Source organism: Rhodococcus sp. NPDC127593, assembly GCF_042671975.1.
GTDB lineage: Bacteria > Actinomycetota > Actinomycetes > Mycobacteriales > Mycobacteriaceae > Rhodococcus_F.
Window position 1 is genome coordinate 25894 of sequence record NZ_JBHXWI010000016.1, and the last position, 17902, is coordinate 43795.

Sequence of the window (17902 nt, forward strand, 5' to 3'; positions counted from 1 at the left end):
TCGACACCGGGAGTCGGATACTCGTGACGGATGGACAGCCGAGGACCGGCGTGCAGCTACGCACCGGGTCCTGTTGGCGTTGCCGTCCCTGCAACGGTTCGAGGACCTCTCGGACAGCCAGGTTGCCATCCAACTGGCGATCGTCGCACTGTCGGTGACGTCGACCATGCTCCCGGTGGCACCTGCCGGCCTGCTCCGCATGCTCGTCCGTCGGCACGAGCTCCCGGATCTCGTCGCTGCGTCGCATCGCCTCGCAACCTGCGGCATCGCCACCCTCGCGCCGGCGCTGATCGGCGTGGTGGCGTTTGGCGAATCCGCCGATCAATGAGCACGGCGGGAGAGCATCCTGTTTCGCCCGGAACTCTCGCGGGTAGGCGGAGCGGAGACGAGGAAGGAGCCGGACATGACCGATATCCATCGCGCCGATGCCCCGCGGGTCCAACCGCCCAGCGCTGCACACGATCTCGACGAGCTGCCGACGGTCCAACTCGTCGAACGACTCACCGAACAGGTATCGGGACTCGTACGGACCGAGATGACCCACGCACTCACCGAAGTGAAAGACAAAGGAGCACGCTTCGGGATCGGAGCGGGAGTCTCTGGAGCGGACGGCGAACAGCGTTCGCGCCGACGTCGACACCGTGAAGGAAGGGCTTCGATGACCGACCCACAGCCGCAACCGGAAGATTCCGTCGACCAGCGCGAGCCGCGCTGGCGTCCACCGTCGATGCGCTGCACCGCAAAGTGGACGTGCCCGCACGCGCGAAAGCCGAAGCGCGTCACGAACTCGCGAGGGTTCGTGAGCAACCCCGCGGTGCCATGACCGCCGGGCTCGTCACCGCATTCGTCGTTGCCTTCCTCGTCGTGCGAAAGCGCCGTCGGCACAGCCACAGCCACAGCCACTGAAGGAGAGTGTGATCATGACCGAGGACACCACCCATGGTGAGAAGGACGAGCCGAAAGGTGGCCGCCCGGGACCTGTCGACCACGGCAAGGACGGCGGCATGGCCACCAGAGAGAACGCACCTGAATTGGCGGAGGACTCCGCCGCCGCCGAAACCGAGACCGACTGACGACACTCGGATCACCGCTCGAGCACAGGAGGAACGCAGTGACGTACCAGCCGGACAACGGACCCAGCCGTGAGTTGAACTCCGAGCCGCGCCCGCAGGACGATGCCCACACCATGCGCAATCACGCCGGCGAGGCGATCACCGACAGCCGGAACTGGCCGGGATACATCCTGATCGCCGCCGGAATCGCCGTGCTCGGATTGACGTTGGTCGCGGCCGGCTACGGATTCGAGGGCTGGGCGCTGATCGGTGGAATCGCGTGCGTCCTGTGCCTCGTCCTTGGTACGGCTCTGGTCCTTCTCGAGCGGCGACGCGTCAAGGCTCTCGAGGGTCAGACACTGACCGATCAGGAAGGGCATTGACAGATCCGAAGGTGGACCTCCACCGCTGCCTACAGGCCGCCCGCGACGCAATGTGGACATGTGGGCGACCGCTGACGAGTCATGCGAGTACGTCGTCGGGCAGTACCGCACAGCGTGGGCGCACACCGACGACACCATCCGGACGCTGCCGCTCGACGCGCCCGGCCGGGGCAGAGCTACCGGACCCGTCTCGAACGTGCGGCACGCGAAGCCGAGCAGGGCTGATCGGGCGTCACCCAGCCGCCGGCTGAAGCGTCGTCGTGGTCACGACCGGCGTGGTGGTCGTCGGTGACTCCGATGCCGTGGTCGCAGTGGGTTCCGCCGCGGTGGTGGTCACCACGGATGTTTCCGAGACGGCCTGCGTCGCCGACGGCGGGGTCGTGGTTTCTGCCGCCACCTCCACGGCTGTCGTGGGTTCCGGCGAAGTAGTCGTCGCGACCGTTGTCGTGGGTGTCGGCGAACTGCTGGTCGTCGTGGTCGCGCCGACCGGGTTGCTCGCCAGCTGAGCCTTTTTCGCGCTGTCGGTGGTGGTGGGAGCGACCTGAGCCGTTTCCGTTTCCTTCGTGGAGGCAGCGGCGAGCTTCGCGGTCGACGGTTCCGCTGCGGCCGCGCGCGCCTCGCCCTTCTCCGCCTCCTGCGCCAGGTGCGTCAACCAGGCCGCAGCGTACTGGGCAGAAGTCAGCGGTTTCCCGCTGCCGGCGTTCGCATCACGCCAGTAGTCGAAGTGATGGCCGGTCCCCTCCCCCAGTGTCTGCTGATACGGGTCGCTCATCGCCACCTGGATCGTGTTCTGGTTGTCCGCGATGAACCCGATGATCTCGTTCCGCACCTTCGCGGGCAGGTAGACCAAGTCGACCGCCTGATTCGACGAGATCGGACCAGCTGACGTGTCCGATTGCGCCGCAACGGTATCGGGCTTGTAGGCCGGATCGGACACCTTGACCAGGACATCGAGGAACGTCTCATCGGACTGCATCCAATTGTCTTGCGACTGAATGTCCGCGAACGCGGCAAGAGCGACCTGCCCGAGTACCACCGCGAGGTCCTGTCCCGTCGCAGGGGTCAGCCCATCCTTCTGCAACGAGTCGACGTTCAATTGCCGTCCCACGTTGATCGCGAGCTGCAGTAGTGCAATGTTCTCGGGTGCGGAGCAGGTCAAGTCGCCTTCCGAGCAGAACGAGGCCACCTTCCCGTCCAGGGCACCGAAACTGCCCGACGTGCCGGGCAATGCTCCCCGCCCGGACGTGCCCGACTGCCCCGACTGATAAGCAAGGTCGAAGCCGTCGGGATTGCGGAATTCGTTCTCGGCGCCGGGAAATGCTCCTCCCCCGAGGTTGCGGCCGGCATCCGCCAGGATGACGACGCCGACCACGGACGCGGGATCGAGAATGTCGTATGAGCCGTCCTGGCCGTCCTGGTTGCCGACCTCCATCGCAACCCGCCGCGCCACATCGGCGCCCTCGCTGTAGCCGACAATCGAGAACTTCGTGTCCGGGCACGACGCGTGAATCGAACGCATGACGGTTTCGGTGTTGTCGACGCCGGCGTTCACGGCGTCCTCGTACGAATTCATGTTGGCCGGATACTCGACGTAGACCGCGGCATAGGACCCCCCGCCGACGGATTGCTGCGGCGCATTCACCACCTCGTCGATCCAGGGACTGCTGTAGTCGCTGGAGTACGACGCGGGAAGCCGCGTGCCGTCGGGCGCCACGAGCATCCGGGTCCCCTCGCGTGGGGTGTCACCGCGCCCGGCAACGGCGATACTCACCATGTCGTAACACGCGTCCGAGGCCGCCGCCGTCAGGGCTGTCGCCGTCGTGGCGGGTGAACCCGGGTTCGACCACGGTGTCGCGAGCAAGGCCGCCAGCCCCAACGCGCCGGGCGCGACCAGACTGCCTGCGATCCTTCGTCGATGCGCGACCTTGCGTACTGAAACGCGACGTTCCATGGTCTACCCCATCCGTTCGTAGCCCGTGTCGAACACCCGAGTAGGTGTCAACGCGTTAACAGACAAGTCGCACATTGCAGCAACGGTGTTACACCTCCGCTCGGCAGACGTCGTTCACGAGGCGCGGAGGTGTGTGATCAGAACGGTCTCGACCTTCGACTCTCGGGCCGGGGCCGGGAGTGGTGGCGCGACCGAGCGGTAGTGGTGCCCGGTCGGGGTGCCGAGGTCGATGAGGTGGGTGCGGCCCGGGTTGTGTACTGGGCGGGCCGTCCACCCCGGTGCTTCCTTCGCGTAGTTGCAGGCCTCGCACAGCCCGGACCCGTTGTGCACGCTCGTGGCACCCCGCCTTCGGCGGGAGCGGATGTGGTCGTGACGGCGGATCGGGGTATCGCCCCAGGGGTGCGGCACGTGCGGTCGCGAAGGTCGATCAGCGTCCGCAGGCTTTTCGGGAACGTCCGAGACTGCGACTCCATCGCCGTCAACGCACCCGACTGCGGGCACGAATACACCCGCCGCAGCGACGTCTCGGTGTCACTATCGATGGCGTTGGCCACCAGTTGCCGCGCGATCTCCGCCGGCACCGGCCCGAACCCCTGCAGCAGCGCAGCCTCCTGGCCGCCGGCCAGCAGCGTCTCGTCCGAGAGCACGAGATTCACCGCTACCGGCACACCCGACGCCAACGAGGCTCCGTTTCCGCGGTCGCCGACCCCGTCGAGGATGGCCGGCCCCGTCGAGGGTGGCCGGGACCGAGCACAACCGGCGGTCGACGATTCCCCGATCTGCCGCGGACAGGCACGCTGTTTCCCGCACGAGCAACGTCGCACGCCATTCGTTCAACCGGCCGGTCCGCAACATGGCCAACGTGTGGGGCATCTCGTGCACCAGAGCCTGCGCGAACCCCAGATGTCGACCGCCGCGGTTCGGAGACTCCCTGCGCGCCAACGCAATCTGCGACGCAATACCCCGACCCCACTCGGACTGCGGAAGTCGCCGAGCCCTGCGGTCCGCACGAATACTCGTCGCGACGTCGTCGGTGATCACCGCCTGCGCCGCACACCCCGACCGACTTCAACGCCTCGATCGCATCGAGCAGATCGATCCCCAACCCCGCATCCCCGTCAGCGGAAACCGCCCGCAGCCGCGCCGTGAACGCGCGCAACTCAGCCAGATCCGGCGCCATCAATTCTCCCACAACCAACCTCCCCCAAGGTCGTTCGAATACATGTTCGACTCTAGCAACCAACTCCGGGACCGGGCAATACCCGAGCGGAGGACTCCCCCGCGCGATGCCGACCCACCCTCGGCCCACCGGTGGTCGTTACCGTTCTGGCAGAATTGATCGGACGTCGCGAGAACTGCGACGCCGGTTCACGCCGCGTTGGTGCACCTCGGGAGGCGAATGATGCCGAATGATCCTTCGGAGATGACGCGTATCGGAGGCGACGGACCCAGCGCTGTCTTCGCGAAGCTGGCCGAGATGGTGTACAACGGCGACGACTTCGCTCAGGTCTACCAGGCCATCTGTGATGCCGCCGCCACCCTGATCCCCGGGTGTGCCCACGCCAGCCTCATGCTGAAGGAGAACGGTCGCCACGTCACCGTGGCTGCGAGCGACGACGTCGCAGCCCAAGTCGACGCGCTCGAACGAGCCGAGCAGGAAGGGCCCTGCCTCGATGCGATCGAGACCGACGCACCGCAGGTCGAGACCGAGCTCGCCCGTTCGACGCAGTGGCCACGCCTTGCCCGTCGGGCTGTTGCCGAAACCCCGGTCCGGGGCGCGGCCGGCTTCCGGCTCATGATCCGCGGCCGCAAGGTAGGCGCACTCAATCTGTTCTCGGACAACGCCGGAGAGTTCACCGACGACGCGATTGATCAGGCGATTCTGATCACGGCGTTCGCGGCGGTGACGCTGACAGCGCTCCACGAACACCAGGAAGCGCAGACGCTGCGTGAGGGTCTGGCAAGCAACCGCGAGATCGGAAAGGCCATCGGACTGTTGATGGCATTCCATGACATCTCCGAGGGCAGGGCCTTCGACCTGCTGCGCAAGACGTCGCAGGACATCAACATGAAGCTCACGGGTGTCGCACGGGAAGTCATCGCGCATCACAATTCGAAGTTCGACTGACGCGAGCTCACCGTTCGAGATCGGGCGGGTGACGGCGGTTCATGTGGTTGGGTCGCCGCCGTTCGACCGGCCTTGGCAATCGGTTGATGCCCGTCTGGTGTAGAAGTAGTGTTGATCGCGCGTGGTTGAGAACACAGCCGCAGATTGTCCGAAGGCCGCAGCAGTGCGCGGTGGACAAATATCGTGTGCACTCCCACTGCGGGCTTGGTGCCGCTGTGCTCCTTCCGGCCCACGGCTCGCGACCCCCGCAGATTGCACGCGATGGGAGGATCATGAAACCATCACGCACGTCGTTCCGAGTCGCTCCCCTGACTGCACGGCGGACCCGGCGCCGCACACGGGATGCGCTCACCAACGACCGTGGACTGCGGATGGCCGTCGAATTCGCGCCGGACGTCGACGCCACTGTGGGACGAATCTCCGGCGACATCGATGTGCTCGCCGCGCCTTCCTTCGCGCTTGCCCTCGCACACCTGACTGACGGGGGCTCCTCGTCACGCATCATCGTCGATATGACTGCAGTCGACTTCGTCGGAACCTCGGGCTTGTCGATACTGTCGGAGTTTGCGGAATCTGCTAGGCGGCAGCACATTACATGGGTGTTGGCAGGTAATCGGGCGGTGCTCCGGCCTGTCGAGGCCATCGGCCTCGACACGAGGATCCCCACGTGCCGCACGGTTCGCGACGCCTTCGACAGGGTGGAGAAAATCGCACACAGCTGATCGGAGTGGACATGTCCGGGCAGCAGCCCACTCGTAAGCATCCGAAAGCAGGCGTCGCGGAATTGGCGCGTGTGCTTCTCGACAAGGCCGGTCCGACGTACGCTTCTGCGTCGCACGTGACCCTGAAGGACACCCCCGCGCCTCTTTCCAACTGCTGACGCTGCCATTGCTGCTGAGCGCGCGGATCTCCTCGGAGATCGCTGTAGCGGCGGCCAGGGAACTGTTCCGAGCGGGCATGCGGAGCCCACGCGCGGTGCGCGCGGCTGACCACCACACGATCATCTCCGCACTCGGCAGGGCAGGTTACGTGCGCTATGACGAGAGCACAGCTACCCGTCTGCACGCTGCCGCGGTTCGCGTCGACGACGAGTATGGCGGCGACCTGCGTCGGCTTGCCCGCGCCTGCGAACACGAGATCTCCGCGGCAGTGCGGTTACTGACGGAGTTCGACGGGATCGGTCCGGTGGGCGCCGACATCTTTCTCCGGGAAGTGCAGGACGCGTGGACGTGGGTGCGCCCCTACTTCGACACGCGAGCGAGCGAGTCTGCGCGTGAGCTGGGGCTGCCCGACGATCCCGATGCACTGTCCGCCCTTGCCCCGGAGGGCCCGAGTTGCAGAACTGGCAGCGGCCCTGGTGCGGGTCTCTCTCGACTCGCAACTTCTGGCGGAAGTGCGCAGCGAAAGGGACTGAGAGCCGACGAAGGGACTACTCCGCTCGGACTGCCTTCGACTCGCGCTCGTCGTCCTCGCGGAACATTGCTTCGATACGGTTCTTGATCTCCACTGTGCTCATCGAGCCACGGGAAGGGGCGAAGCCGCGATTGCGGGCGGAAGTGGGCGTGATGAAGGCGTTCATATGAGTGCTTTCTGTCTGCTGCGCCGGCGAGTGCCGCGTGGTGGTCGAGGGGTTTGTCCGCGAGAGGGACGGTCAGATCAGGAGCGCGGCGAGTACTACGGCGGCGAGAACTGATACGGAAGTGGCCACCGCGACGAGGACGGATCCTGTCACGACGACGGCAGGCGCGGTTGCGGTTGCAGCCGAGACAGAGGCGATGTACACGGTCGGACGCAGCGTGTGGCGGCGTGGCGGCTCCTCCGCAGAGGGCGGCGACATTGTGCGCTGATCGTCCTGGTGCACCGTGGTGCGGGTCATGTGTTGGCGTTCCCCGTTGTAGCAGCTGAGTGACCTGAGTCACAAACTTACGAGTATGTTGTACATCACAACGTGCCCCTCGCGCCAGTCGGTGCTATCCACCACCAATCGCAGGCGCTCCCCGATCCGCTCACACTCAGCACCTCACCGTTCGCGTATTCGATCTGGGGTGCCAGGAACTCCGCACGCTTCCGGGTGTCGAGAATCGAGCTGGAGCGCTACGAGGACAGCTATCGGCTCTGCCACGTCCGCGGCCCGGAGGGGATCATCGTCGAACCGGCGGAGCAGATCAGCTGACGGTCCGTCGCGGAAAACGACAATGCGAGGGATATCCGTGCAGGGATGTCGAGAACACGCGCGCGGCTTCGTCCCCGGAGTGAAAACGGCCAGAATGGGCCTCACCGCACCAAGGAGAACATGATGACCAAGTACCTGCTGCTCAAGCACTACCGTGGCGCGCCGGCATCGCTCAACGACGTGCCGATGGACCAGTGGACGCCGGAGGAGATCTCTGCCCACGTGCAGTACATGCAGGACTTCGCCGCTCGGCTCGAGGGCACCGGCGAGTTCGTCGACAGTCAAGCACTCTCCCCGGAGGGCACGTTCGTCCGCTACGACGGCGAGGGACGGCCGCCGGTCACCGACGGCCCGTTCGCGGAGACCAAGGACCTGATCGCCGGCTGGATGGTGATCGACGTCGAGACCTACGAGCGGGCGCTCGAGCTGGCCGGCGAGTTGTCCGCTGCTCCGGGTGCGGGTGGGAAACCGATCCACGAGTGGCTCGAGGTGCGCCCGTTCCTGACCGCGCCCCCGACCATCACGGAGTGACACACGGTGGACGACGCCCTGCTGCGGACCCTCACCCCCACCGTGATCGGCGTCCTCGTCCGTCGCGGAGCCGACTTCGCCGCGGCCGAGGACGCCGTGCAGGACGCCCTGATCGAGGCCGTGCGCGCGTGGCCGGACGACCCGCCGCGGGACCCCAAGGGCTGGCTGGTCACCGTGGCCTGGCGCAAGTTCCTCGACGCCACCCGCGCCGATTCCTCGCGACGGCACCGCGAGGTCCGCGTCGAGGCCGAACCCTCGCCCGGCCCGGGCGAGGCGGTGGACGACACACTCCAGCTGTACTTCCTGTGCGCGCACCCGTCCCTGACACCCGCTTCGGCCGTCGCGCTGACGCTGCGCGCGGTCAGCGGCCTGACCACGCGACAGATCGCGCAGGCCTACCTCGTGCCCGAGTCGACCATGGCCCAGCGGATCAGCAGGGCCAAGCGGACCGTCTCGGAAGTCCGGTTCAACCAGCCCGGCGACGTCGCCACGGTGCTGCGCGTGCTCTACCTGGTCTTCAACGAGGGCTATGGCGGCAGTATCGATCTCGCCGCCGAGGCGATCCGGCTCACTCGCCAGCTGGCGGCCAAGACGAACCATGAGGAGGTCGCGGGCCTGCTCGCGCTCATGCTGCTCCACCACGCGCGGCGCCCGGCACGGACCCGCACCGACGGCAGCCTCGTGCCGCTTGCCGAGCAGGACCGCAGCCTGTGGGACACCCGCCTGATCGCCGAGGGCGTCGTCGTGCTCCAGGCAGCCCTCACCCGCGACCGACTGGGCGAGTTCCAGGCCCAAGCCGCCATCGCTGCGCTCCACGCCGACGCCCAGACGGCCGCGGAGACCGACTGGTTGCAGATCGTCGAGTGGTACGACGAACTGGTGCGCCTCACCGACAGCCCGGTGGCCCGGCTCAACCGGGCCGTCGCGGTCGGCGAGGCAGACGGCCCGAGGGCAGGCCTGGCCACCCTGGCTGGACTCGACCCCACCCTGCCCCGCTACGCCGCGGTCGCGGCGTACCTCCACGAGCGTGACGGTGACCCGGTAACCGCAGCACGGCTCTACGCCGAAGCTGCCCGATCGGCGCCCAATCTCCCCGAACGCGACCACCTCACGCGACAGGCCGCACGGCTCAACACGCAGCTGCGCAGTTGACCTGAGCGGCAGGCATTCGCTCTGCTCCCCCAGCCGTTGCGTATTTGCTGGGTATTGACGTGATTGTTGTGGTGAAGAACGGTGATGCTCGCGGTGACGACCGTTGTTGCGTGCTTAGGTAACCAAGGTGAGTTCGGAAAACTACGTAGTTCCGTGACGGTCCGACTCATGCATTGGAAATCGACGAGAATCGAGTGCGATGACCGGTGGAGACGCCATTCGCGCTCGCACGCGACCCCCTGACCGACTGATTGTTGGGCGAGATGCCCCACTTCCCTGTGGTCACTTCGGGCGGCCCGGCAGCGCCCTCCCCCGCGACAGGCGCGCCCTGCCGCCGAATCCACCACTCCCGAGTTGAACGCAACTACACGCGCCTCAGAACCAGCCTTTGCGCTTCGCCCAGACGAGCAGGGCCCCGGACATGGCGAGCATCACGAGCACGATCGCGGCCACCGCGAGCCATTGTGTCCGTTCGTTCACGATCACATTCATGCCGATGATCGAGGACAGGGCCGTGATCGGCAACGTGACGGCCGCGATGACGGCGAGTCGCTCTGCGGCGATGGTCATCTTGGTGTTCGTGCGTGCCTGGTAGAACTCGATCGTGCCCTGGAGGTAGTCCTTCTGCCCCTTGGCCATCACGGTCAGATGCTGGAACTGGTCGACCGCATCGAGCAGGAGGTCTTGCCCTTTACCGATGCCGAACGCCTCGATGGTGACCATCCGGCCGTAGACCTCTCGACTCAACGCGGCCATGGTGCCGACGGTGAGTAGACCGTGTCGGACCCGGAACATCTCGTCGAGAAAGGTTTCCGGATTACCGAGGTGCCCGCCGGTGACCTGTTGCTCGAGCTTCCACACGTCCTTGGTCAGCTCGGCGGTGTACGCCCGCATCCGAGCCGTCAACGCGGCGAGCAACGCGAACGACAACTCGAACGCGGTGCCCGGCTGCAACTTCCCCGACTCCAGCCGGCCCAGTACCGCATTCACCTCGACCATTGCGGTCGAGGGATCGATCGCGGGATTCACCGGGCCGTGCACCGTCACCAGGTACCGGCTGCCGATGAACTGGTCCAGTTCGACGTAATGCACGTGCCCGTGTGCTCCCGACTGTGGCGCGTGCAGAACCACGAAGAGGTGGTCCACATATCTGTGCACCTTCGGCACCTGATTGCGGTTCATCGAATCCCGCACGGCGAGTGGGTGAAAGCCGAAAACCGTGGTCAATGCGTCGTTCGCCTGGTCGTCCCAGGTCGGGACATCCACCCAGACCAGTCCGTCGGGCCGACCCAGCAACTCCCTCAGTTCCGTCACCGCACACGAACGGACACCGTCACGGGAGATGAAGCGGACATCCATATCGGCCTCCTCGCCACGACGGACCCTCACCTCTGTCATAGCACCTACAGCACGCGAGAGAGGAGACTGAGGGCGTGGCTGACGACAGGACTGCGCTGGTTGTGGTGGATGCTGCGAACGTCGTCGGCTCGCGACCCGACGGTTGGTGGCGTGATCGTGCCGGCGCGGCCCGACGACTGCTCGCCGAGCTCGGCACCCTCGAACAGCGCCTGGACCAGCCCGCCGAGGTGGTGGTCGTCCTCGAAGGCGCGGCGAAGGCCGCGGTCACCGATGCGACGGATCCGGAATTCGAGGGCCTGCACGTGGTATCGGCGGACGGTTCGGGCGACGACGCGATCGTGGACGTGGTGGCCGCAGCAGCCGAGGAGGACGGCGCCCGGCCGATCACCGTCGTCACCGCAGACCGGGGACTCCGCGACCGAGTCGAGGCGCTCGGGGCCCGCACGATCGGTCCGCGCTGGCTACTGGACCGCATCGACTCCAGACGGTCCTGACACTCAGCGGTGGCGCGGCGACCGCTTACCGTCGGGGGTGACCACGAGGTCGAGGATGCGACCACGGACCTTCCGCCGCACCAGCCCCCACCGTCCGTGGTCGGCCAGGGCGGCACGGGCGGCGTTGTATCCACACATACCGTGGACACCGCCGCCCGGATGGGTGGCCGAGCTGGCCAGGTACAGCCGGTCGATCGACGTGTAGGGCCCGGACGAACCCGGGGTCGGGCGGAAGACGAGCTGCTGGTACAGCTGGGCGGTGCCGCCGTTGACGGCGCCGCCGTGCAGGTTCGCGTTGCTCGCCTCGAGGTCGCCCGGACGCTGCACGTTGCGCCCCACCACCCGCTCGGCGAACCCCGGCGCGTGCGCTTCGAGCATCGCGTCCACCCGGTGCGCCAGCAACTCGGCCGACTCGTCGTCCGTGACTCCCCGTGGCAGATGCGTGTAGGCCCAGGCACTTTCGGTTCCCTCGGGCGAACGGCTGGGGTCGGACGTCGTCATCTGACCGAACAGCAGGAACGGGTGCGTCGGGATCACGCCTGTGGTCAGGTCGGCCATCCACCGGACCAGTCCGTTGTCGTCGGCGCCCAGATGCACGGTTCCGGCGGATTCGAGGCTCCGCGACCGCCACGGAATCTTGCGGTCGAGCGCGTAGTTCACCTTGACGACGGGGGTATCCCATTCGAACTTCTCGAGGTCTGCTCGGACGCCCGCCGGGACCACCGAGGAATCCAGCAACCGTCCGTACAGTGCGGGCGCGGAGACATCCGCGAGCACCGCGCGTCTGGCCAGATAGCGGTCGCCGCCCGCTGTCCGAACCTGTGTCGCCGCTCCCCCGGTGACCTCGATCGACGTCACCTCCTCGCCGCAATTGATTTCTGCGCCGTTCCGTCTCGCCCGTTCCGCCATCGCGGCGGTGAGCGCGCCGGCCCCACCGACCGGGACGACGTACCCGTCGTCCTGGGCGAGCATGGTCAGGAGATATCCCATGACTCCGCTTCCCGGTGCGTCGACAGGCGTGTCGGCGTGCATTGCGTTGCCCAGCAACAATACTCGGGCCGAGTCTCCGTCGAACAACTCGTGCGTCATCCGGCGTGCGGGTAGCATGAGGAAACGCACGAACCGGAGGGCTTCCGCGGTGCCGAGCTGCGACAACAGTCGCCGTGGTCCACGGATTGGGGGAAACGGGCTGAAGAGGGTGTCGAGGAACGGTTCCTTCACGTCCTTCCACTGCTCGAAGAGGCGGAGCCACGCCTGTCCGTCCCCAGGTTGCCTGCGCTCGAGGTCGGCCGCGGTGTAGGTCGCGTCCCGGTGGATCAGTGGGGCATCGTCGTCGTCCGGGTGCCTGGGGTGCCCGACCGCGGCGGGTGCCTGACTCCATCGCAGCCCCACACCCTCGAGGTCGAGGTGCCGGATCGCCGGAGACACCGCCGCCAGGGGATAGAACGCGCTGAACAGGTCGGTGCGGAAACCCGGGAAGAGTTCTGCCGACCTGACGGCGCCACCCGGTTCCGGTTGCTGTTCGAGGAGGACGACATCCCAGCCGGCCTCCGCCAGGGTCGCCGTCGCGGCGAGCCCGTTGGGCCCGGCACCGATGACGACGGCGTCAACTGTCCGCACTGTCACGGCGTCAGGGTTTCGTGTTTCGCTCGGCGAGGAACGAGAGCCGGCGCAGGCACTCCAGATTTCGCGGGAGGACCGCGAGGTCTTGCGCCATCCGCGGAACCCAGGTCAACGGTGCGGAGGCCGCGGCCTCGGACATCTGGAGGTGGCAGCCGGATTCACGCGGCTCCAGTCGCAGACGCACAACTGCCTTCGTGGGGGTCACTTTTGCCAGCAGCCGAAGTTCACGATTCTCTTCGGCGAAGAGGACCTCGGTGGAGTCGTCGATCAACGCCGGCCAGGCACCGACCGAATGATGCAAACGGCTTCCGACGGCGGGCCAGTCGGCGGAGACGGCCCGCATGCGTGACGCGCCGACCACCCAGGACGGGTACAGCCACCCGTTGGCGAGAACGGACCACACGTCCGAGGCCGAAGCCGACGTGTCGTGATGTGCCTCGATGACGACCACTCCCTCGAACGAGTACCTGACGGACTCTCCGCGCTTACCCTCGTTTACCGCATCGAAAACGTGAGCCGCGCAACGGTCGCCACGGACCGGGCACTGTGGTTTGCTCGAGACCATGTCTCCGGAATCCCCGTCCGCCGCCCGAGCAGTGCTGTTCGACGTCGACGGCACGTTGGTCGACTCCAACTATCTGCACGTGCGGGCGTGGCAGCGGGCGTTCCGGGAGGTCGGGCACGACGTGGACGCGTGGCGGGTGCATCGCGCGATCGGACTGGATTCGTCGCTTCTCCTGCAATCGCTACTCGGCGGCGACGCGGACACGCTCGGGGACCGCGCGAAGGATCTCCACACGACGTATTACCTCGGCGCGCGGGACAGCATGCGGCCGCTTTCCGGAGCCCGGGAGTTGATCCGGGAGTTGCACCGGCGCGGTGTGCAAGTCGTCCTCGCCACCTCCGCTCCCGAGGAGGAGCTGGACGTGTTGCGGGAGATCTTGTCGGTCGACTCGCACATCGCGCACACCACGTCGTCCGGGGACGTCGATCATGCCAAGCCGGATCCCGGAGTGGTTCGCGCAGCGATGGACCGATCTTCCACGTCGTCGGACACTGCGGTGATGGTGGGCGACGCCGTGTGGGACGGCGAGGCGGCGTCGCGGGCAGGTGTCACCTTCGTCGGTCTTCTCAGCGGAGGCATTTCCCGGGCCGAATTGACCGAAGCCGGCGCGGAGGCGGTGTTCGAGGACGCACAGGACCTGCTGGATCACCTCGAGTCCAGTCCGCTGGCAAGGTTGCTGGGGTCCTAGACTCCTACGCCCTCGCCGGCCGCGAACCGTGATTCCGAATCGGTGACCAGCCCGATCGACACGAGTGGGCGGGGGAACAGCAGATCGGTGAGGTAGGCGAGAGCGACCGCCCACCGATTCGCCGCGTTCGGCATGGCATAGAGGTGGTAGGCGCGCGTGACCACCTTCGCCAGGAACCCCGACAGCTGGATGCCGAGGGGGTTCGCGACGGCGAATCCCGGGCCGAGATCCACGACGAGGCCCATGTCGCGGTGGCTGTACGGTTTCGGGTCGCCGACGCCCAGGCTTGCCGCGACGTTGCGGGCCAGGGCCTGGCCTTGCCGGACGGCGTGCTGGGCGGTAGGAGGGGTGATCGAACCGCTGTTCTTCGGATCGGGAACAGCCCCGGCGTCGCCGCCTGCGAAGACGTCGGGATGCCCGTCCACCGAGAGGTCGGGTCGCACCGTCAACCGTCCCTTCTCGGTGGGCAGCCCGAGCGTGTCGATGAGGGGGCTGGCGGTCACTCCCGTCACCCAGGCGACGGTGCGGGTGGGGATCACGGTGCCGTCGTCGAGCGTGACATGTTCGGGTCCGAGTTCCGTCAGGGTGGTTTCCAGTCGAACGTCGATGCCACGGGCGCGCAGCACGTCCAGCACCTTGGCGCCCAGCTTCTCCCCCACCTCCGGCATCACCTTGTCGGCGGCGTCGAGCAGCAGGAACCGAATCTTCGCGGGGTCGAGGTTCCGCCGCGCGGCCGCTTCGTCGGCGAGGGCGCGCAGTTGGGCGGTGAGTTCCGTGCCCGCGTAGGACGCACCCACCACGACGACCGTCCGGCGGGCGTCGGCGACCCGGGGGTCGGTGTCCCGTTCGGCGAGTTCGATCTGGGTGAGGAGTTGGTCGCGGAAGTACAGCGCCTCAGCCGGCGTCTTGAGCCCCCTGGCGTGCGCGGCGAGACCGGGAATGTCGAACAGGCGGGTCACCGATCCCGGGGTGAGCACCACCCGGTCCCAGGCCACGTCCTCGACGCCCTGCTCGCAGTCGGTCACGTGCACTGTGCGGGCTTCGAAGTCGACGGAATCGACGCTGCCCTTCACCAGTTCGACGTTCGGCAGCGCCTCGGACAGAGGAACGGTGACGAACCGTGCGTCCAGGATTCCGCCGGCCACCTCGGGCAGGAGTGGGGTGTAGAGCATGTAGTCGTGCGGCGAGATCATGGTGATGCGGGCATCGGTCCCCCGGAGGCGCCGCGCGAGAGCGCGTGCGCATTCGAATCCGGCGAAGCCGCTTCCCACCACGACGATGCGAGTTGGCTCTCCAGCTGATTCGTTGGTCATACAGAACACTTTCCCCAACCTGGCCTCGAACGAAACAATCACCTGGCGTCGCGGCATCGCGGTGTGAGGACGGCGAATACGGGTACTCGCCGTACCGAGAGCGATCGACGGGATCGAATGCGAAGGGCGGGAACATGAGTGCCGTATCGAAGGCAATGTACAAACCGTTGGCGCTGGCCGCGAGTGTCGCCGGCGGAATCGCGGCCAGCGCGGTATTCGGTCAGGTGTGGAAGCGTGTCGCCGGCGAATCCGAGGCTCCCGACCCCAAGGATCTCTCACGCAGCACCCGCGAGGTGCTGATCGCGGCGGCCGTGCAGGGCACCGTATTCGGCCTGGTCAAGGCGGCGGTAGACCGCGCGGGCGCGCAGGGATACCGGAAGCTGGCCCACGCCGACCCCCGGTAGATCGAAGCAGTTGTCACAGAACACCCCTAGGCTGAGCCGATGCGCACTCAATTCGCGGAAAATCTCGACAGTCTGTCCGGCGATCTCGCCTCCATGTGCCGGCTGTCCGTTACCGCGATGTCGGAGGCGAGCGACGCACTGCTGCAGGCGGACCTCGAGCTCGCCGAGCACGTCATCGACGTGAGCGGCGAGCTCGACGATGCCGCGGCGCACTGGGAGAAGCGCGCCTTCGCCCTGCTGGCGCTGCAGGCGCCGGTCGCCCACGACCTCCGATTCATGGTGGGCGGCCTCCATATTTCCGCGGATCTGCACCGCATGGGAGGTCTCGCGGTGCACATCGCGAAGATCGCCCGCCGGCGGCATCCCGACCACGTCGTTCCCGACGAGGTCCTGGACGTGTTCACCGAGATGGGCGCCGTCGCTGTTGCTCAGGCGAAGGAAACCGAGCAGGTGCTGCAGCACCGCGACCCCGAGCGCGCGCGCGGATTGCTGACGGCGGACGAGGCGATGGACGATCTCCATCGGAGCCTGTTCACGATCACGCAGGCGGAGGACTGGCCGCACGGTGTCCAGTCGGCCGTCGACATCACCCTGCTGGGCCGCTTCTACGAGCGGTTCTGCGACCACACGGTCGAGGTCGGCAGGCGCGTCATCTTCCTCGAGACCGGCACCCTGCCCGAACAGTGAGGGCGTGGCCCGGTCAGCTCAACCCTTCCGCCGCGGCCACCGAGGGCATCGGTCCCCGGGTGTAGACGTCGAGGTGGAAGTCCGCGTCCTGGTACGACCCGGCACGGTGGAGGCCGGCGGTCGCGGCGACCGTCTCGTGCACCGCGCGGCCGGTCTGCGGATACTCGGCTACCGGATGTTGCCAGTGGACCGCCACGAGGGTGCCACCCTCTTCCAGGGCGTCGACGGCACGTCCCAGCGTGGTGGCGAGGTCGGCGGGCGTCAGGTAGTACAGCACCTCACTGAGTACGACGAGGTCGAAGACGCCGGGTGGCCACGCGTCGAGCAGCGATGCCCGGCCGAGTTCCACCCGGTCGGCCACTCCTTCGCGGCGCAGACGGTCCCGTGCGCTCTCCAGCGCACGGGGAACCACGTCCGTTGCGACGACCCGGTCGCAGCGTCTCGCCAAGTGCGTCGTCAGCACGCCGATCGAGCATCCGGGTTCGAACGCCCGGCGATAGTGCGGACGGGGCAGGGCGGCGAGAGTGAGCGCGTACTTGCGGCGTTCGTACCACCGTTCGTCGAAGCCCCACGGATCCGCCGATTCCGCGTACATCGTCTCGAAGTAGCCCGGATCCATCGCGTTCACCACAGCACCCACTCCGCCGTCCGAATCAGTCTCGTGAGCACCCACGGCGGGAGGATCGCGGCGTCCCGCGGGTCCTCGGACAGCGGGAGGATCTGGGTGCGGAATTCGTCGACGGCACGGCGTTTGCGTGCCAGGATCTCGGCGGCCGGGGTCAGTACGCGTATCCGGTCCCAGGGCACCGCCGGATCGGCCGGCCGCGCCCAGTGCCACATCCAGACCGGATACTCCACCAGATGGTGACCGGTGATCGAACATGCCTCTGCCGCAGCTCTTCCGGTGGCTTCGTGATCGGGGTGGCCGTCGCCTCGCCAGGTCGCGAGCACCCACACCCTCTCCCCTTCCCCGGAGGTCGCGGTGAACACGTCGACGAGGCGAGTGACGAGTTCCTGCTCGTGCGCGCTCACCCCGCCGTCCGGTAGTCCGAGTCGCAGTGGTTCGGAGACACCCAGCAGCGCTGTCGCCTGGTTCGATTCCGCGATCCGTGCGGCGGCCAGCCCGTCGGGCGACAGCGTCGGCGAGTCCGGGTGGGATGCCGCACCGTCCGTCACCGCCACCACCACGACGGGTACGCCGGCGGCCGCGGCGGTGGCCATCAACGCGCCCACGCCGAGTACCTCGTCGTCGGGATGTGGGGCGACGACGACCAACCGGTCGCATTCCGTGAGTGGTACCGGCAGGAAGTGGGTGGTCGCCAGCCACCGCTGCCACTCGTCCTCCGGTGTGCCGCGCGCGGCCACGGGGATCGCCTGGAATCTGGTGCCGTTCTCCACT

General features: G+C 67.2%; 22 protein-coding genes and 2 pseudogenes. 14 read left to right on the top strand and 10 right to left on the bottom strand.

Annotated elements, in window-relative coordinates; genetic code table 11:
* Window positions 1-73 precede the first annotated feature (73 nt).
* From ACFVJ3_RS16905 to ACFVJ3_RS16920, 4 genes are all read left to right on the top strand, one after another.
* Complete coding sequence (locus ACFVJ3_RS16905) at window positions 74-328, top strand: DUF6328 family protein (RefSeq protein WP_378453121.1); 255 nt, start codon at window positions 74-76, stop codon at window positions 326-328.
* A 75-nt stretch (window positions 329-403) separates the two neighbouring features.
* Window positions 404-823: a phage holin family protein gene (locus ACFVJ3_RS16910; protein WP_378453122.1), complete on the top strand. Its 420-nt coding sequence runs from the start codon at window positions 404-406 to the stop codon at window positions 821-823.
* A gap of 97 nt (window positions 824-920) precedes the next feature.
* Window positions 921-1073 (top strand): hypothetical protein, encoded by a 153-nt coding sequence (locus tag ACFVJ3_RS16915; RefSeq protein ID WP_378453123.1) that lies wholly within the window; start codon window positions 921-923, stop codon window positions 1071-1073.
* A 38-nt stretch (window positions 1074-1111) separates the two neighbouring features.
* Complete coding sequence (locus ACFVJ3_RS16920) at window positions 1112-1435, top strand: hypothetical protein (RefSeq protein WP_378453124.1); 324 nt, start codon at window positions 1112-1114, stop codon at window positions 1433-1435.
* Between the two features lie 232 nt (window positions 1436-1667).
* Here ACFVJ3_RS16920 and ACFVJ3_RS16925 read toward each other — a convergent pair whose 3' ends face one another.
* Entirely contained in the window at window positions 1668-3386 is a 1719-nt protein-coding gene (locus ACFVJ3_RS16925; protein WP_378453125.1) for a cutinase family protein, read from the bottom strand.
* Window positions 3387-3500: 114 nt separating this feature from the next.
* Window positions 3501-4578: pseudogene (locus ACFVJ3_RS16930) on the bottom strand (HNH endonuclease signature motif containing protein).
* Between the two features lie 210 nt (window positions 4579-4788).
* On the opposite strand from ACFVJ3_RS16930, the gene ACFVJ3_RS16935 reads away from it, so the two are divergent.
* From ACFVJ3_RS16935 to ACFVJ3_RS16945, 3 genes and pseudogenes are all read left to right on the top strand, one after another.
* Window positions 4789-5514 carry an ANTAR domain-containing protein gene (locus tag ACFVJ3_RS16935; protein WP_378453126.1) on the top strand — a complete coding sequence of 242 codons (726 nt, stop codon included), beginning with the start codon at window positions 4789-4791 and terminating at the stop codon, window positions 5512-5514.
* A gap of 371 nt (window positions 5515-5885) precedes the next feature.
* Complete coding sequence (locus ACFVJ3_RS16940) at window positions 5886-6236, top strand: STAS domain-containing protein (RefSeq protein WP_378453127.1); 351 nt, start codon at window positions 5886-5888, stop codon at window positions 6234-6236.
* An 11-nt stretch (window positions 6237-6247) separates the two neighbouring features.
* A pseudogene (locus tag ACFVJ3_RS16945) lies at window positions 6248-6928 on the top strand (endonuclease).
* Between the two features lie 15 nt (window positions 6929-6943).
* Here the strand turns inward: ACFVJ3_RS16945 and ACFVJ3_RS16950 are convergent.
* Both ACFVJ3_RS16950 and ACFVJ3_RS16955 read right to left on the bottom strand, forming a co-directional pair.
* Entirely contained in the window at window positions 6944-7093 is a 150-nt protein-coding gene (locus ACFVJ3_RS16950; RefSeq protein WP_378453128.1) for a hypothetical protein, read from the bottom strand.
* 72 nt (window positions 7094-7165) lie between these two features.
* Complete coding sequence (locus ACFVJ3_RS16955; protein WP_378453129.1) at window positions 7166-7390, bottom strand: hypothetical protein; 225 nt, start codon at window positions 7388-7390, stop codon at window positions 7166-7168.
* A gap of 72 nt (window positions 7391-7462) precedes the next feature.
* Here ACFVJ3_RS16955 and ACFVJ3_RS16960 point away from each other — a divergent pair, with 72 nt between their 5' ends.
* The 3 genes from ACFVJ3_RS16960 (at window position 7463) to ACFVJ3_RS16970 (ending at window position 9370) form a co-directional block, all read left to right on the top strand.
* On the top strand, window positions 7463-7687 hold the full coding sequence (locus ACFVJ3_RS16960) for a hypothetical protein (RefSeq protein WP_378453130.1): 225 nt from the start codon (window positions 7463-7465) through the stop codon (window positions 7685-7687).
* Window positions 7688-7810: 123 nt separating this feature from the next.
* Complete coding sequence (locus tag ACFVJ3_RS16965) at window positions 7811-8218, top strand: YciI family protein (protein ID WP_378453131.1); 408 nt, start codon at window positions 7811-7813, stop codon at window positions 8216-8218.
* Between the two features lie 6 nt (window positions 8219-8224).
* Entirely contained in the window at window positions 8225-9370 is a 1146-nt protein-coding gene (locus ACFVJ3_RS16970; RefSeq protein ID WP_378453132.1) for an RNA polymerase sigma factor, read from the top strand.
* 375 nt (window positions 9371-9745) lie between these two features.
* Here ACFVJ3_RS16970 and ACFVJ3_RS16975 read toward each other — a convergent pair whose 3' ends face one another.
* Window positions 9746-10729, bottom strand: coding sequence for a magnesium transporter CorA family protein (locus ACFVJ3_RS16975; protein ID WP_378453133.1), 984 nt, complete (start codon window positions 10727-10729; stop codon window positions 9746-9748).
* A gap of 74 nt (window positions 10730-10803) precedes the next feature.
* Between ACFVJ3_RS16975 and ACFVJ3_RS16980 the strand changes: the two genes are divergently transcribed.
* Window positions 10804-11223, top strand: a complete 420-nt coding sequence (locus ACFVJ3_RS16980) for a hypothetical protein (RefSeq protein ID WP_378453134.1) — start codon at window positions 10804-10806, stop codon at window positions 11221-11223.
* Window positions 11224-11226: 3 nt separating this feature from the next.
* Here ACFVJ3_RS16980 and ACFVJ3_RS16985 read toward each other — a convergent pair whose 3' ends face one another.
* Window positions 11227-12849 carry a phytoene desaturase family protein gene (locus ACFVJ3_RS16985; protein ID WP_378453135.1) on the bottom strand — a complete coding sequence of 541 codons (1623 nt, stop codon included), beginning with the start codon at window positions 12847-12849 and terminating at the stop codon, window positions 11227-11229.
* 4 nt (window positions 12850-12853) lie between these two features.
* Window positions 12854-13297 carry an SRPBCC family protein gene (locus ACFVJ3_RS16990; protein ID WP_378453136.1) on the bottom strand — a complete coding sequence of 148 codons (444 nt, stop codon included), beginning with the start codon at window positions 13295-13297 and terminating at the stop codon, window positions 12854-12856.
* A 112-nt stretch (window positions 13298-13409) separates the two neighbouring features.
* Between ACFVJ3_RS16990 and ACFVJ3_RS16995 the strand changes: the two genes are divergently transcribed.
* Window positions 13410-14099 carry an HAD family hydrolase gene (locus tag ACFVJ3_RS16995; RefSeq protein WP_378453137.1) on the top strand — a complete coding sequence of 230 codons (690 nt, stop codon included), beginning with the start codon at window positions 13410-13412 and terminating at the stop codon, window positions 14097-14099.
* Here the strand turns inward: ACFVJ3_RS16995 and ACFVJ3_RS17000 are convergent.
* Entirely contained in the window at window positions 14096-15412 is a 1317-nt protein-coding gene (locus ACFVJ3_RS17000) for an NAD(P)/FAD-dependent oxidoreductase (RefSeq protein ID WP_378453138.1), read from the bottom strand. The genes ACFVJ3_RS16995 and ACFVJ3_RS17000 overlap by 4 nt on opposite strands.
* Window positions 15413-15546: 134 nt before the next feature.
* Between ACFVJ3_RS17000 and ACFVJ3_RS17005 the strand changes: the two genes are divergently transcribed.
* Together ACFVJ3_RS17005 and phoU are read left to right on the top strand one after the other, a co-directional pair.
* Window positions 15547-15816, top strand: a complete 270-nt coding sequence (locus tag ACFVJ3_RS17005) for a DUF4235 domain-containing protein (protein ID WP_037203470.1) — start codon at window positions 15547-15549, stop codon at window positions 15814-15816.
* Window positions 15817-15855: 39 nt separating this feature from the next.
* A complete protein-coding gene (phoU, locus tag ACFVJ3_RS17010) occupies window positions 15856-16503 on the top strand; it encodes a phosphate signaling complex protein PhoU (RefSeq protein ID WP_378453139.1) in 648 nt (215 codons plus the stop codon).
* 13 nt (window positions 16504-16516) lie between these two features.
* Here phoU and ACFVJ3_RS17015 read toward each other — a convergent pair whose 3' ends face one another.
* Window positions 16517-17134 (bottom strand): class I SAM-dependent DNA methyltransferase, encoded by a 618-nt coding sequence (locus ACFVJ3_RS17015; RefSeq protein ID WP_378453214.1) that lies wholly within the window; start codon window positions 17132-17134, stop codon window positions 16517-16519.
* Complete coding sequence (locus ACFVJ3_RS17020; RefSeq protein ID WP_378453140.1) at window positions 17128-17901, bottom strand: PIG-L deacetylase family protein; 774 nt, start codon at window positions 17899-17901, stop codon at window positions 17128-17130. The genes ACFVJ3_RS17015 and ACFVJ3_RS17020 overlap by 7 nt, the downstream gene beginning before the upstream one ends.
* Between the last annotated feature and the right edge of the window lies 1 nt (window position 17902).